Annotated in this window: 11 protein-coding genes and 1 other RNA gene; 8 read left to right on the top strand and 4 right to left on the bottom strand. The window is 50.0% G+C overall.

Annotated features, from left to right (window positions below; all coding sequences use genetic code 11):
- Window positions 1–69 precede the first annotated feature (69 nt).
- The 3 genes from ACOI06_RS03010 to ACOI06_RS03020 form a co-directional block, all read right to left on the bottom strand.
- Window positions 70–1,227, bottom strand: coding sequence for a cytochrome P450 (locus tag ACOI06_RS03010; RefSeq protein WP_420661026.1), 1,158 nt, complete (start codon window positions 1,225–1,227; stop codon window positions 70–72).
- A gap of 272 nt (window positions 1,228–1,499) precedes the next feature.
- Window positions 1,500–1,895 carry a DUF4870 family protein gene (locus ACOI06_RS03015; protein ID WP_420661027.1) on the bottom strand — a complete coding sequence of 132 codons (396 nt, stop codon included), beginning with the start codon at window positions 1,893–1,895 and terminating at the stop codon, window positions 1,500–1,502.
- Between the two features lie 206 nt (window positions 1,896–2,101).
- Entirely contained in the window at window positions 2,102–2,371 is a 270-nt protein-coding gene (locus ACOI06_RS03020; RefSeq protein WP_420661028.1) for an SWIB/MDM2 domain-containing protein, read from the bottom strand.
- Window positions 2,372–2,722: 351 nt separating this feature from the next.
- Between ACOI06_RS03020 and pyrC the strand changes: the two genes are divergently transcribed.
- Window positions 2,723–3,784: a dihydroorotase gene (pyrC, locus tag ACOI06_RS03025; protein ID WP_420661029.1), complete on the top strand. Its 1,062-nt coding sequence runs from the start codon at window positions 2,723–2,725 to the stop codon at window positions 3,782–3,784.
- A 73-nt stretch (window positions 3,785–3,857) separates the two neighbouring features.
- Here pyrC and ACOI06_RS03030 read toward each other — a convergent pair whose 3' ends face one another.
- Complete coding sequence (locus tag ACOI06_RS03030; RefSeq protein WP_420661030.1) at window positions 3,858–5,693, bottom strand: ATP-binding cassette domain-containing protein; 1,836 nt, start codon at window positions 5,691–5,693, stop codon at window positions 3,858–3,860.
- Between the two features lie 164 nt (window positions 5,694–5,857).
- Between ACOI06_RS03030 and rnpB the strand changes: the two genes are divergently transcribed.
- From rnpB to mraY, 7 genes are all read left to right on the top strand, one after another.
- An RNA gene (gene rnpB / locus ACOI06_RS03035) (RNase P RNA component class A) lies at window positions 5,858–6,268 on the top strand.
- A gap of 387 nt (window positions 6,269–6,655) precedes the next feature.
- Window positions 6,656–7,084 carry a division/cell wall cluster transcriptional repressor MraZ gene (gene mraZ / locus ACOI06_RS03040; RefSeq protein ID WP_420661031.1) on the top strand — a complete coding sequence of 143 codons (429 nt, stop codon included), beginning with the start codon at window positions 6,656–6,658 and terminating at the stop codon, window positions 7,082–7,084.
- 14 nt (window positions 7,085–7,098) lie between these two features.
- The gene (gene rsmH / locus ACOI06_RS03045) at window positions 7,099–8,064 is read left to right on the top strand and encodes a 16S rRNA (cytosine(1402)-N(4))-methyltransferase RsmH (protein WP_420661032.1); all 966 of its coding nucleotides are present in this window, start codon (window positions 7,099–7,101) and stop codon (window positions 8,062–8,064) included.
- Entirely contained in the window at window positions 8,064–8,366 is a 303-nt protein-coding gene (ftsL, locus tag ACOI06_RS03050) for a cell division protein FtsL (RefSeq protein WP_420661034.1), read from the top strand. The genes rsmH and ftsL overlap by 1 nt, the downstream gene beginning before the upstream one ends.
- Window positions 8,363–10,084: a peptidoglycan D,D-transpeptidase FtsI family protein gene (locus ACOI06_RS03055; RefSeq protein WP_420661035.1), complete on the top strand. Its 1,722-nt coding sequence runs from the start codon at window positions 8,363–8,365 to the stop codon at window positions 10,082–10,084. Before ftsL ends, ACOI06_RS03055 begins: the two co-directional genes overlap by 4 nt.
- Window positions 10,081–12,969: a bifunctional UDP-N-acetylmuramoyl-L-alanyl-D-glutamate--2,6-diaminopimelate ligase MurE/UDP-N-acetylmuramoyl-tripeptide--D-alanyl-D-alanine ligase MurF gene (gene murF / locus ACOI06_RS03060; protein ID WP_420661036.1), complete on the top strand. Its 2,889-nt coding sequence runs from the start codon at window positions 10,081–10,083 to the stop codon at window positions 12,967–12,969. Before ACOI06_RS03055 ends, murF begins: the two co-directional genes overlap by 4 nt.
- The gene (gene mraY, locus ACOI06_RS03065) at window positions 12,959–14,131 is read left to right on the top strand and encodes a phospho-N-acetylmuramoyl-pentapeptide-transferase (RefSeq protein ID WP_420661037.1); all 1,173 of its coding nucleotides are present in this window, start codon (window positions 12,959–12,961) and stop codon (window positions 14,129–14,131) included. Before murF ends, mraY begins: the two co-directional genes overlap by 11 nt.
- The last annotated feature ends 5 nt before the right edge of the window (window positions 14,132–14,136 follow it).

Below are 14,136 nucleotides of genomic sequence, written 5' to 3' on the forward strand. Positions count from 1 at the left end.
ACAAAAGGCCCGCAATGCGAGCCTGGTGTTTGTGATTTGTTGTGGTTAATGAGTAGATTTAGAAGTTTCTTACTTGAACTGAATCTGAATTCCCAGTCGTTCATAACCTCCTTGCGGGTAGGTGGCGCGTTGACTGCGGATTTCTGAACAGACTTCAATCGCTTGCGTGCGTTCCAGCAACACTTGTACAAACGTTCTGAGCTCTAGACGAGCCAGAGGTGCGCCCGGACAAACGTGAATCCCTAAACCATAGAGTAAGTTCAAAGAGGGATCTCGGTCGATCTTGAATTCATCGGGTTGAGGAAATACTTCAGGATCTCGATTGGCGGCCTGCCATGATAGTGTGATGCGATCCCCAGGATTCATTTCATAGCCACCTAGAGTGACCGTTTCTGCAGGTGTGCGCTTACCTGCAAGAAGTGGTGCTTCTATACGCAGCATCTCGTCAACGGCGGCGTCAATATCCATCGCTCCGGTACGTAATGCCGTCTGGATGTCCTGACGGTTTGCGAGAAAATAAAAGATGATCCCAATACAGGCCGCAATGGTTTGTAACTCACCTACTGTCCAGTTTCGGAGAATACTGATGACAGCTTTATCCGAAATAGGTTGGCCATCGACGGTTTCTTGCAATAAACGAGCTGTGAGGTTGTTTTGTATATCTTGGGTCGGTTGCTGACGAATTTGATTCAATAGATTCTGAATTTCGTCTTCAAACTCTTGTGCAATACGTGCGTTTTGTTGAGGATCCGCAGCTAGTGCGGCTTCATTTTTACGATTAATCCAATCTTTGATCCAGGCTTGAATTTCTGTAGGCCACCCTAGAAAGGCACACTGCATTTGTAAGGCCCAAGGATGAGCCAGATCTTCCATAATTTCGACTGAAGATTTCTTGGCTAAGGCATCAATAAGCGTTTCAGAGATATCGCGACAAACGGGCTCAAATGAAGCCATGATGGATGGCGTGAAGTAACGATCAATGATTTCACGATAAGCCGTGTGCTCGGGTGGATCCATACTGTTTGGGACCGAGACGTGACGGGAGACACGACTACTGTAGGTTGTATGATTCAACAGAATATCTGTGACATCTTGATGACGAAAGACGCTGTAGCCTAAATGGTCGCTGTGAGCGACAGGACATTGCGCACGCATGGCGTCATAAGTTTCGACGGGATTTTCTAATGCTTGACGGGAACGTGGGTTCCAGTTGTTTTTGAGTGACATAGACTACAACCCTGTGAACAATCAGTGTCATTCAAGGTAGCATGCGATCACGAAATTGTGGGGTTTTCCCTATCCGATGGAGTGTATTTGCTTGATATAAAACAAAGAGCTTTGAGCGGATTGGGTCGAGTTAGGGCGAACTGCGTGAGATTTGAAAGTAATCGCTCACTAAAAAGGCAAGCAGCTTGACGATGCTTGCCTTGCTATTCAGCCTGAAACTGAGTGTTCCGAGTGGTTCAACCTGTGTATGGTTTGTGTTAACTACTATGCGTTTAAGGTGCTCTATTGTCGACCAATGCCACAATGCCCCGGATCAGACGATACAAAACCCAAATTAAAGCGGCAGCTAATGTGACCCAACCGATCAATACAAAAATAAAGATGTAACTTAGCACAACCCAGAGAAGACCCCAGAAGAATGTACTCAACATCCAATCAAAGTGCGCGGCATAAATTGTGCCGGCGGCATCACTGCGTTTAATGTAGATAAGGATGATGGCAGCAATCGGTGCGAACGCCAAGAGTCCCGATGTAATAAAACCTAAGCCAAGCAGAATATAAGCAATCCAGCAAAACGTTTTGAGTTTGTTGTTTGCATCAGCCGCTAAGGCTGTATTGTTGAATGTCTCAGGGCTACGCGGATTGTTGTTGTCAAATTGGTCGCTCATCATGGATTCCTTACTGAGATACAAAACTCAAAGACCTTAATTAACATGAATTGCTTCGAGTTGTTTGTATCTGTTACAAAATGACAAGGTAGTTTAGTCTACTCGGAGCAGGCTGTGCTGCGCGACGCATTGAGTAGCATCAATTTTTGAAAGCGATGCGGTGTGGTGAGAGATGAGTCCGACACACTTTGCCGGACTCTATTTTATCAGGAAAGGTGTTTGCTCAAGATTTTTGTCAGCTCGAACATGGAGACCTGATCTTTTTCAAATAAAGGCTTGAGCTTGTCGTCGGCATTGATGTTGCGACGATTTGAAGGGTCTTGTAGATCGTGTTTTTTAATGTATTCCCAGATTTTTTTGGTGGCTTCAGTGCGTGGTAAAGGATCTTTTCCGATGACGGCGCCCAAGATTTCGCTGGGTGTCAACGGCTTCATGAATGCGGCATTGGGTTTGCGGGTTTTAGGCTCAGTTGCCATTGTTTGCTTCCTTAAAAGGTTTGAGTGAGAGTCGATCTGTGCGTGAAACGCTGCTTCAAAACACGTGTGACTAGATATTTGGGTATCGAATTATGCCAGTACAATTCGGATTGCGGCGCACAAACCAGATAAAAGTGACTAACTGGCGACTTACGTGTTGCTGGCGAAGAGTCACAATGATGCGTTATTGATATGTCTAATCAGTCTGAAACATGCCGTATGTTGTGATTTGTTCGCGATGCTTAGGTATTGCGCAGCGTGTTGTGCGAATGCGGGTTAAGCTTTCGGCCAAGCGCAGACTCTAGGTGGGTGCTGCGAGTACTGATATTTATTCAAGGAGTACTTTGGTTTATGACGAACCCGACAACGTTGACCATGATTCGTCCAGATGATTGGCATCTTCACTTACGAGATGGAGAAGGTTTAAAAGCGGTTGTCAAAGACACCGCCCGTCAGTTTTCCAGAGCCATTGTGATGCCGAACTTGGCCCAACCCGTGACCACCGTCTCCATGGCACTCGCCTACCGTGATCGGATTCTGCAAGCGTTGCAGATGGATGGCAAGTCAGTGGTCGAATTCACGCCTTTGATGACACTGTATCTGACGGATAATACGACCGCTCAGGATGTTCGTGATGCCGTGAACTGTGAGCATGTGTATGCGTTTAAGCTGTATCCAGCCGGTGCAACGACCAACTCAGACAGTGGCGTGACCGATTTGTTCGGACGCTGTGCCCCAGCACTTGAGGCAATGGAAAAACTGGGTATGCCCTTGTTGGTACATGGCGAAGTGACAGATCCCGATGTGGATGTATTCGATCGCGAGGCTGTTTTTATTGATCGCGTGATGTTGAAGTTGCGTCAGCAGTTCCCAGAACTGAAAGTGGTGTTTGAACACCTGACCACTAAAAACGGAGTGGATTATGTACGCGAGGCACCGGGTCCTATTGCAGGTACTCTGACACCACAACATTTGCTATATAACCGCAACGCTATATTTCAAGGGGGGTTGCAGCCCCACTGGTTTTGTTTGCCTGTTCTGAAGCGTGAAGTTCATCGTCAAGCGCTCCTAGATGCAGCTACAAGCGATAGTCCGCGATTTTTCTTGGGCACGGACAGTGCGCCTCACGCCCAGCATCTGAAAGAAGCCAGTTGCGGATGTGCTGGTTGTTACAGTGCGTTGCATGCCTTAGAACTGTACGCAACAGCCTTTGAGCAAGCCGGACGCTTAGATCGACTGGAGGCTTTTGCGTCGTTGCGAGGCCCAGCGTTTTATGGTTTGCCGGTGAACACCACTAAAGTGACACTGACGCGTTCAAGTTATACCGTGCCGCAGACGGTTCCTTTTGGGGATGACAGTCTGATCCCGTTAGCGGCGGGCACGACGTTGAACTGGACGTTTTCTGAAGGCTAGTGGAGCAATATCATTGATAGAGCTAGATGGGCTTGTAGCTAAGCCCTGTCTAACCCTGTCAATCTGTTTGATCCTACTCGACGTCCTGCCTAGACTCTAAAAGCTCCCAGCGTGCATACAAGGCATCCAGTGCTGCTTGCGACTCTTCAATGTCTTTTTGAAGTTTGGGTAAAGCTTGTGGATCCCCCTGGTAAAGGCTGGGGTCAGCAAGTTGCTCGACAAGCTTTGCATGACTTTCTTCTTGAGCTTGAATTTGTTCGGGTAGTTCGGCGAGCTCTTTGACTTCCCAGGGTGCAAGGCGAGATGGGCGACGGGTGGTGTCTCGTGCGGCACTTGTAGAAGCCTCGTTTTTAGATGCTTTGGTGCTTGCTTTGTCTTCTTGCGACTCAGTTGCACTAACGACAGGTTCTGCGGCTGGCTTTTGTTCTAGCCAGTCGGTATAACCACCCACATAGGTTTTCCAGTGCGCATCGCCTTCGTAGGCAATGGTTTGAGTCACTACGTTGTCAAGAAAGACTCGATCGTGACTAACCAGTAGCACAGTTGCTGGGAATTCTTGCAGCAAGCTTTCTAAAAGCTCTAGCGTTTCAATATCCAAATCGTTGGTAGGCTCATCCAGAACGAGGATGTTGGCGGGCTGTGCAAATAAACGCGCCAGTAATAGTCGGGCTCGCTCGCCACCTGACAAGGTTCGTACCGGAGATTGTGTCCTGGCAGGTTCAAACAAAAAGTCACCTAGATAGCCGATCACATGCTTTTTCTGCTGCCCGATTTCGATCCATTGGTTACCAGGGCTGATGGCGTCCATGAGGGTGTCGTCTTCATTTAAATCGGCACGCATCTGATCAAAGTAAGCAATCTCAAGGTTTGTGCCGTGGCGCACTGTCCCGGAATCCGGTTTGAGTTGCCCAAGGATGAGTTGCAAGAGCGTCGTTTTACCTGCACCGTTGGGCCCGATTAGGCCGATTTTGTCACCCCGGATGATAGTGGCTGAGAAGTCTTTGATAATAGGGCGACCATCAAAGGCTAAATTGACATCTTCGAGTTCGGCCACAAGTTTGCCGGATTTTCTGGCTTGCTCCAGCGTAAAACGGACTTGCCCTTGGTGCTCTCGGCGCTGTGCGCGTTCACGACGCAATTGTTCTAAACGTCGTACGCGACCTTCATTTCGGGTGCGGCGTGCTTCAATCCCTTTGCGGATCCAAACTTCCTCTTGCGCTAAGAGCTTGTCAAAACGCTGGTTTTCTAATGCTTCCGCATGAAGCCATTCTTGCTTGTGGGTTTGCCATTGGCTAAAACTGCCGGGAAATGAATGTAAGAGCCCACGATCAAGCTCCACAATGCGGGTGGTGACTTGATCTAGAAAGGCTCGGTCGTGCGTAATGATGATGACACTATGGCGCCAGTTCTTCAGAATATTTTCGAGCCAAGCAATACCGTCTAGATCAAGGTGGTTAGTCGGCTCGTCTAACAACAATAAGCCGGGTTCTTGAATTAAAGCACCTGCCAGTGCAACGCGTTTGCGCATACCACCTGAAAGGGTGTCGCAAGGAGCTTGTGGGTCTAAGCCTAAACGGTGTGCCCATTGATTGGCAGCGGTTTCAATTTCCCAGGATTCACGTGCAATGCCACGTTGTGCGAATTGAACCAGACTCTCAAACACAGTCTCACCGGGCAGCTCTGGTTCTTGTTCGACAGTTGCCACAAAGAGACCATCGGTGACATGAATTTTTCCACCATCGGGCTGTAAGCGACCGTCCAAGAGTTTGAGTAAGGATGATTTTCCTGCGCCATTTCGACCAATCAATCCGATTCGCTCACCTTCTTCGATGATGAGGTTTGCCTGATCAAGTAAAGGGTGATGTCCAAATGAAAGGTGAATATCTTGCAGAGAAATAATGGTGGCCATGCTGTTTTGTCATTCAAAGTAAGGTGGCGGTCTTAAAAAAACCGAAAATCTCAGTGGCTCATTGTTGACCCACAAACCACCATTGTCGCAGTAACTGTCTCTCTTTGCAGGGAATGATCGTTAAAACGGCAGGTTTGTGCGCTTAGGCTTACAATATGCCCCGCGAGGCAGGTCGGGCAATCGCGTAACATTTCGATGTTCCGAGGAAGGTCCGGACTCCATAGAGCACAGTAGCGGCTAACAGCCGTCCGGCGACGCTCTGTCTAACAGAGAAGAGCTGAGGAATAGGGCCACAGAGACGAGTCTGTTGCGAGGGTGCCTCTTCGGATGCACACCGTCATGGTTTGACCATGGTGTCGGTCTTTACGAAGATCAGCGTAGCAGGGTGAAACGCGGTAACCTCTACTGGGAGCAACACCAAATAGGCATGTGTTCGTTTGCCTGGCAAACGTCAAGGGCGGCTCGTCCGAGCATGCGGGTAGGTGGCTAGAGCGGCACAGCAATGTGCCGTCGAGAGGAATGATTGCCGACAGCGTTGCTGTCTACAGAATCCGGCCTACAGACTTGTTTCGCATTCTTTTGCTCTTGACTGCGCCTCAATTTCCCTTTTTGACTTCCCCTTTTCTTTGACTTTGAAGTGGTCTGTCTATTCTGTTTGGACGGGTTATGCCTGCACAACGGCTTGATCGTTTCGATGTTTGATATGTCAAAGTCGATTTCTGGCTGAAATCGAAAGTCTGTCAAAGACTCACGGCGTGTCAAGAATGTCCGATTTAAGAACACACATTCAGAGTGTCCCGCAATCTACTGATTTATAAGTTATTTTGTATCCTAGCTAGTGTAAAACTCGCTTCTAAGTCATTGTCTTTATTGAATAAAACAGCATTTTCCACTTGACCGCACTATCCAAGTTGCCTTAGAGTGGAGAAAAGTGTCAGATTGTGTCTTTTTGTGGAGAAGATGTGTTCCAAGGAAGTAGTGCGCTCACGCTAGATGCCAAAGGTCGGATTAATTTTCCGGCAAAGCATCGTGACGTCTTGCAAGACAAGGCGGGGGCACGCTTGACTCTGACACGTCATCCCGATGGTTGTTTGCTGGTGTACCCGCGTCCTCAATGGGAAATTAAGCGGAAACAAATTGCTGAATTTCCCATGAGTGCACGTGCGTTACAGCGCTTAATGTTGGGAAATGCGCAGGATGTTGAGATTGACGGCGCAGGTCGTGTGTTGATTGCGCCGGAGTTACGTCAGGCTGCGGGTTTGACACGAGAAGTGATGTTGCTGGGAATGGGGGAACACTTTGAGCTTTGGGATGCCGCTGAACTGGCAAGACGCGAAGCTCAGGACCTGGAAGCAGGTTTGTCGGCTGTTCTTGATCAGTTTTCATTTTAAGGCGCGGCACAACTATGCATAAGACCGTGCTTTTAAATGAGTGTGTTGAGGCGTTGGCACCAGAGGCACAGCAACCTGTTCAAGGCGTGTTTGTCGATGGCACGTTTGGTCGTGGTGGTCACAGCCGAGCATTGTTGGCGAGATTGTCTGAGACCGCAAAGCTCGTTGTGATTGACCGTGATCCGCAAGCCATTGAAGCTGCGCAGGCACTTGCACAGTCAGACCCACGAGTAATGTGCATTCATGGTCGCTTTGGGGATCTTGAGACACTGTTGCCAGCGCACGGCATTGAACAGGTGCATGGTTTTTTGCTGGACTTAGGGGTTTCATCACCCCAATTGGACCAGGCTGAGCGTGGGTTTTCTTTTATGCGGGATGGTCCGCTCGATATGCGCATGGATTCGTCCAAAGGTGAAACCGCAGCGCAATGGCTTGCCGAGGCGAGTCAACAGGAAATGCAGGAGGTTTTTAAAGATTATGGCGAAGAACGGTTTGCTGTTCAGGTTGCAAAAGCGATTATTGCGCGCCGCGGGCAACGGCCCATCGAACGTACGCTCGAGCTTGCCGATCTTGTCGCCAGCGCAGTCCGTACACGTGAGAAGGGGCTGCATCCGGCGACGCGGACATTTCAAGCTATACGGATTTACATCAATCGGGAGCTCGAAGAGCTTGATCGCGCCCTCGAGGCAGCGATAAAGGTTTTAGCGCCCGAAGGAGTGCTGGCTGTGATCAGTTTTCATTCGCTGGAAGACCGTAAGGTTAAGCAGTTTATGCAACGAGCTAAACGACCCGATCAGGCGTTTGCTGGTTTGCCCCTGCGCGCCAGCGAGTTGCCTCAGCCATTGCTGACCGATGTTAAACGGATTTTGCCTCATGCTGAGGAAGTCAAAGTCAATCCGCGCTCCCGTTCAGCGGTACTGCGTATTGCAAAAAGGACTCAGACAGATTGGGTGGATTCACCATTTTGGGGGATTCGCTAATGGGTCGTGCGATTTTTGTGATGGGAATGCTGTTAATGCTGTCCGCGATTTCACTGGTCACTGCGCGGTATCAGTCTCGGCATCTCTATATTCAAAATGAGCAGTTGGACTCACAGGCTAGTGCGCTGGATGTGCAATGGCGTCAGTATCAATTGGAGCGCGCGGAACTGTCTCGTAATGCCCGAGTCGATCAGATTGCTCGAGAAACTTTGCGCATGGTACCAATTGTGCCCTCCAAGACACTCTATCTGACTTTGTCAGCAGAGTCGGCAGCGACGCAACAGTCGGGAGGTGTGCAATGAAACGACACGCCTTCTTTGAAAGCCCTGTGACACGCATTCCCTTGCAGCTTTGGCGAGGGCGATTGGTTTTTGCGGTCATTATGGTGGGCTTTTTGATCTTGCTGGGGCGTGCCGTTTATTTGCAAGGTTTTAATCAAGATTTTTTACAGCAGCAAGGTGGCAAGCGTTATGAGCGCACACTGACGTTGCAGCCTACACGCGGAAAAATTCTGGATCGCCAGGGCGTAGTGATGGCGGCGAGTATTCCGGTCAAAGGCATTACGGCAAACCCAAGATTGGCTGCAAATATTGATGAGACAAATTTAAAGAAGCTGGCCGATCTTTTGGAGATGTCTCCCAAAGATCTGTCTGAGCGTTTGTCGCATGATCGCAGTTTTTTATATTTGCGCCGTCAAGTGCCTTTAGATCGAGCACAAGAAATTGCCGATTTGCGATTGCCGGGGATTTACCAGGAGAATGAAACCAAACGGTTTTATCCTGAGGGGGAGCCCATGGCGCATATTGTGGGTTTCACCGATTTGGATGAGCGCGGGCAAGAAGGTATTGAACTTGCGTTTGAGGAATATCTGTCGGGGACACCAGGTAGTCGTCAAGTTCTACGTGATCGGCTAGGTCGAATTGTCGAAGATGTGCGTGATGTCCATCTGGCCACAGACGGCCATGATTTGCAGCTGTCCATCGATACTCGTATTCAGTACCAAGTGCAAAGAGCCTTGGTGAAAGCAGTTAAAGAAAACAAGGCCACAAGTGCCTCAGCAGTTGTGGTGGATGTGCAAACGGGTGAGCTACTGGCACTTGCGAACTATCCGACCTTTGATCCGAATGATCGATCAACATTTCAGGCTTCTCGGATGCGGAATCGTTTGCTCTCAGATACGTTTGAGCCTGGATCGATTCTGAAGCCCTTTACGGTGTCATTGGCGCTCGAGTACGGACGCATTACACCAACCACACGAATTAATACAGAGAATGGTCAATACCGCTATCGAGGTAATACGATCCGTGATGTGAGCCGTAATGCCTTCTTAGATCCTAAGGGTGTGCTCACGAAATCAAGCAACATTGGCATGATTAAAATCTCTGAAACGTTAAGTGCCCAAGAGATGTGGACACGTTTTACAGAGTTGGGTTTTGGGCAACCGCCTGCCATTGGCATGTCGGGTGCGGCTCCAGGCCGTTTGCGCCCTTGGGAGCGCTGGCGCCCCATTGAAAAAGCAACCATGGCATACGGCTATGGATTGTCGACGTCCTTGCTGCAAATTGCGCATGCGTATACGGTTTTTGCGCGTGATGGGGATATGGTGAACCTGACGTTAGTGAAACGTCAAAATCAGCCAACAACAAGACCCGTGATTTCACCTGAAATGGCGCGACTTGTTCGTGACATGCTGGAGTCTGCAGCAGGGCCTGATGGTGCCAAGCTTGCCAGTGTTCAAGGATACCGAATTGCTGGTAAGAGCGGTACCGCCAGAAAAATTGTGAATGGCCAATATAGCCAGTCTCAGTATCGAAGCTCGTTTGTCGGCTTTGCCCCGGCGTCCAATCCGCGAGTTGTGGTGGCTGTGACCGTTGATGAGCCTACCGCGGGCCACTACTATGGTGGCCGTGTGGCTGCCCCTGTATTTGCTGAAATCACAGGACGCACATTGCGTTTACTTGGTGTGGAGCCTGATGCGCCTTTTGAGTCCGAAGTGGTGGCTCAGGGGGATGCATCATGACCCTGTCACGTTTAGAGCTACAGACTTTAATTGAGCGTTTGCGCCAACAAGTGCCCGCAGGTTCTGCCTTGTGCCTAGATTCCAGAGAGATTCAGGCGGGTGACGTGTTTGTGGCTTGCCCAGGACTTACGGTCGATGGTCGTGATTATATCGCGCACGCTGTGGCGCGTGGCGCAGCTGCTGTGATTCATGAAGAGGGTTTAACGCCCGAACAAGCTGATGTGCTTGATGTCGTGGCTGCTTATTCCGTTCAAGGACTTCAGTCAGTCTTAGGCGCATTGGCTGATGCTTGGTGGGATCATCCTTCGTCTGCTTTGAATGTGATTGCAATCACAGGCACCAATGGTAAAACCACCACGGCTTGGTGGATTGCCTCGGCATTGCGGTTGCTAGGGCATCCTTGCGGGTTGATTGGGACGTTGGGACTATTTGGTGCGCATGGAGAGCGTTTGTCACAAGCGTCACTGACCACGCCCAATGTGATTGAAATGCATCGCGTTTTAGCTCGCATGCGAGATGAAGGCGCCACGCATGTGGCATTAGAAGCCTCTTCGATTGGACTGGATCAAGGCCGGCTTGATCAGATCCGCATTCACACAGCGGTATTGACCAATCTCACGCGCGATCATCTCGATTATCACGGTGATATGCAGCAGTACTGGCAAGCAAAAGCTCGTTTGTTTAAGCGTGAAGAACTGAGCCACACGGTGATCAATGCGGATGATCAGACAGCACAGTCGTTTAAGGCGCTGACCTCAGCGGCCGTGAGTTTGTACGGTTTATCAGAGACATCTGATCGAGAGCTGGCGTGGCGTGCACAAGCAGTGCAGGCACAAGATCAGGGTTTGCAGTTTCAGATATGTACCCCTTCGAACTGCTCAGAACTGATTGAAACCACGTTTGCAGGTCTCTATAACGTCAGTAACTATCTGGCTGTGGCTGCGACTTTGGCTGGATTAGGTGTGCCCACAGCCGAAGTTTTATCAGTGTTGAGTGATTTGCCTGCCGTGCCCGGTCGTATGGAGCCGGTGATTTGGGATGAGTTCAGTGCGTCTGATCGCCCGCGAGTCTTTGTTGATTATGCCCATACGCCTGATGCGTTGGAACGGGTGTTGAATGCGGCGCGTGACATGGCACAAATGCGCGGTGGCCAGGTCTGGTGCGTGGTCGGTTGTGGTGGCCAGCGAGATCAAGGTAAGCGGGTGCTGATGGGTCAGGTGCTGGATCAGCATGCTGATCGTTTTGTGGTGACGAGTGACAATCCACGTAACGAAGATCCACAGGCGATTTTGAATGACATTTGGGCCGGAATTACGCAAACTGACAATGGTTGGCAAGAAATTGACCGCGAATTGGCGATTTTGAATGCGATTTGGGCGGTAAAGTCTGAAGATGTCGTGGTCATCGCTGGTAAAGGCCACGAAACCTGGCAAGAAAGTCAGGGGGAACGTCGTTATTTTGAAGATAAGCAGTGGGTGCGTTTGGCTCTGTTGTTCTATCGTCAGACTGCAGGCGAGGTTCCAGCCGTTACGTTAGATTCTCGCGAGATTCGTGAGGGTGGATTTTTTGTGGCCGTGGCAGGTACTCGCACAGATGGCCATGCTCATTTGGCGTCGGTTGCTCAGCAAGGTGGTGTCGCGGCTTTGGTGTCGCGTGCCGATTTGTCGATTGTGTTACCCCAGATTGTGGTGGATGACACCGTACACGCATTGCAATGTTTAGCACAAGCGTGGCGGACTCGTTTTGAGTTGCCTGTCATTGCAGTGACTGGCAGTAACGGTAAAACCACCACCAAAGAAATGTTGACGCAGATTCTGAGCCATTGGGCGGGCGAGCAAGCCGTCTTATCCACACAAGGCAATCTGAATAATGAATTGGGTGTGCCTTTAACCTTGTTGCGCTTGCGATCTAATCACCAGGTCGCAGTGGTTGAGTTGGGCATGAATCATCCAGGTGAAATCGCACAGCTGGCTGCCATGGCACAGCCCACAGTCGGTTTAGTACTCAATGCACAAAGAGAACACCAAGAGTTTATGTTGACGGTGGATGCCGTCGCTCAAGAAAACGCGCAAGTGTTCCAGGCGCTTGATCATAATGCAACGGCTGTGTTCCAAGATCAGCCTCCGTACACCGCGTTGTGGCAGGAACTCGCTGCACACGTCAAACAGCGCTGGAGCTTTGGGCTCGATGCGCAGGCCGATGTCTATGCAACAGATATCGAAATGGTGTCCACAGGATCACAGTTTGTGTTGTGCACAGCTTCAGGGCAATGGCCAGTGAACTTGCCAGTTCCTGGGCAGCACAATATCTACAACAGCTTAGCAAGCGCGGCTTGTGCGTTTGCAGTGGGTGTCACACCTGAAATCGTGGTGAATGCTTTGTCGTCATTTCAGGCTGCACAAGGTCGTTTGCAATTGCATCGTCTTCCAAACGAAAGGGTGTTGATTGATGACACCTATAACGCCAATCCAGACTCGGTGCGGGCAGCGATTGATGTGTTGAGCCAGCAGGGACGCCCCCAAGTTTTGATATTGGGTGATATGGGTGAGGTTGGCGAAGAAGGGCCTGCCATGCATCAAGAAATTGGTTTGTATGCCCGTGAACGTGGCTTAGACGCGGTTTGGACGGTTGGTGCTGCGAGCGCACTGGCATCTGAAGCGTTTGGTCAGGGTGGTCAGCATTTTGAAGGACATGAGCCAGTGAATGCCAGCATGAAACAGTTAGGATTGGCCAGTTTTTTAGTGAAAGGCTCACGGTTTATGCGTATGGAATGCATCGTGAATAATTATTTGACAGACGCTACAGCGGTTGTGTCTCAACAAGAAATGCAACAAGAAATGCAACAAGAAACGCAACCAAAACAAGGAGATCATCATGCTGGTTGAGCTCTTTGCCTGGCTGGCAGAACATCATCACCGAGGTTTTGCGGTCTTTGAATACATCACGTTGCGGGCTTTGTTGGCGAGTGCCACGGCGTTGCTGATTGGCTTGGCGTTGGGTCCCTTTGTGATTCGTCGCTTGGCGCAGTTGAAGATCGGACAGGCTGTACGTCAATATGGCCCACAAACGCATCTCCAAAAAACCGGCACGCCAACTATGGGCGGCGTACTGATTTTGATTGGGATTGGGATCAGCACTTTGTTGTGGGCAGACTTGAGTAATCGGTTTGTTTGGATTGTTTTACTCGTGACATTGGGATTTGGCTGGATAGGCTGGCGTGATGATTACCGTAAAGTGGTATACCGCGATCCGGAAGGTATGCCTGCACGTTGGAAGTTTTTCTGGCAAGCCTTGATTGGCTTGGTGGCTGCCGTTTATCTGGCGTTTGCGATTTCAGCACCAGCCAATGCAGATCTCTGGCCGTTGTTCCGTGACTGGGTGAGTAGTGGCTTCACCATGCCGTTACCCACACGCACTGACTTGATTGTGCCGTTTTTCAAATCAATCAGTTATCCGCTGGGTGTGTTTGGTTTTGTGGCACTTACTTGGTTTGTCATTGTGGGGACGAGTAATGCGGTCAACCTGACAGACGGATTGGATGGTTTGGCCATTATGCCCACTGTGATGGTGGGTGCGGCGCTCGGTATTTTTGCGTATGTGGTTGGACGCGTGGACTACTCGAAATATTTGCTGTTCCCCTATATCCCGGGAGCCGGTGAATTACTGGTGCTGTGTGCTGCACTGGCGGGTGCTGGTCTGGCCTTTCTCTGGTTTAACGCGTACCCCGCACAGGTTTTTATGGGCGATGTCGGTGCGTTGGCTTTGGGTGGCATGTTAGGGACGATTGCCGTCATCGTACGTCAAGAAATTGTGCTCTTCATTATGGGTGGAGTGTTTGTGGTGGAAACCCTGTCGGTCATGATCCAAGTGAGTTATTTCAAATACACCAAACGTCGGTATGGCGAAGGTCGAAGGATTTTGCGCATGGCGCCATTGCACCACCATTTTGAAGTCGGTGGTTGGAAAGAAACACAAGTGGTTGTTCGGTTCTGGATCATCAGCATCATGCTGGTGCTCGTGGGTCTGGCTTCATTAAAGATACGTTAACTGGA

This window comes from Orrella sp. 11846, assembly GCF_048820935.1.
GTDB lineage: Bacteria > Pseudomonadota > Gammaproteobacteria > Burkholderiales > Burkholderiaceae_B > Algicoccus.